Annotated in this window: 2 protein-coding genes; both read right to left on the reverse strand. The window is 65.7% G+C overall.

From position 1 onward, the window contains the following. Positions 1–366 (reverse strand): ISAs1 family transposase (locus tag NKH36_RS34690; protein ID WP_352966314.1); only part of this gene is annotated, 366 nt, incomplete at its 3' end. Next, a partial coding sequence (locus NKH36_RS34695) for an ISAs1 family transposase (RefSeq protein ID WP_352966315.1) occupies positions 284–900 on the reverse strand: 617 nt, incomplete at its 5' end. The genes NKH36_RS34695 and NKH36_RS34690, both read right to left, overlap by 83 nt.

Genomic DNA, 900 nt, shown 5'->3' on the forward strand with positions numbered 1-900 from the left:
CTCATCGAGGTGTACGTCGAGCATCCAATGCAGACCGTTCTCGATCTGCCAATGAGCTCTGGTGAGGTCGAGCGCCTGCTGCGGCGACAGAAGGGTGGAGGCCATGAACAGGCGCATCAACGGCTTGGCCTGATCGCGCCGGCTGGTGATGCGGATGAAGGCCCGGTGGCCGGGCATCAGCGGCTCGGCCGCCGCCACGATCTCAGCCTGCCGCCACTCGTTGCGGCCGTGACTGGTCTCGGTCCGCTCGGCAATGGAAGGGGTGGCGTCGGCCAGTTGCAGGTTAGCGCGGCGCAGCCAATGACGGCGGTTTCCCTTCAGCGCAAGCAGGTAATCGCCACCCCTTTGGGTGATGGCCGCAGCCATGCGGGTGTGGCAGTGGAGCGCGTCGGCGGTGATCAATCTGCCTGTAAGATGGTTCGATGACTTTGAGCGCGGCCTCGACTTCGTTCTCACCATCGCTCGGCGAGACTGCCGCCAGACACAGCCGGGTCTCGGCGGCGAAGGCCGACACCGTCAAGGGCGGACTGGCTGCCAAGCCCTTCTCGTAGGCCCGCCGCAAAGCCTTGCCGTCGAGCGACACCACCTCAGTCCCCTCTTGGCCGGCTCGTGCAAAAGCTGCGGCAAAGGCGGCGAAGGCGCGACCGAAGGCCTCCGGGTCAAGCAGGCGCAACAGCCGCGAGAAGGTGTCGTGGCTGGGGGCTGCATCATAGTCGATCAGCCGCGACAGCGCCTGCTTGCGCTCTTGCGCGAACAGGGCGAACTCCGTCGCATTGCTGGCGCCGCACAGGCTTGCCGCGATCATCATCACGATCAGGTCGCCAAGCCGGTGCGTGGCGTTGGGCGCGCGTGGATCAGGCAGCGCGCCAAAATAGCTCTCAAGGCAGGAAATGGCAGTCG

Origin of the sequence: Mesorhizobium sp. M1312 (assembly GCF_040318115.1) — a bacterium.
Classification (GTDB): domain Bacteria; phylum Pseudomonadota; class Alphaproteobacteria; order Rhizobiales; family Rhizobiaceae; genus Mesorhizobium.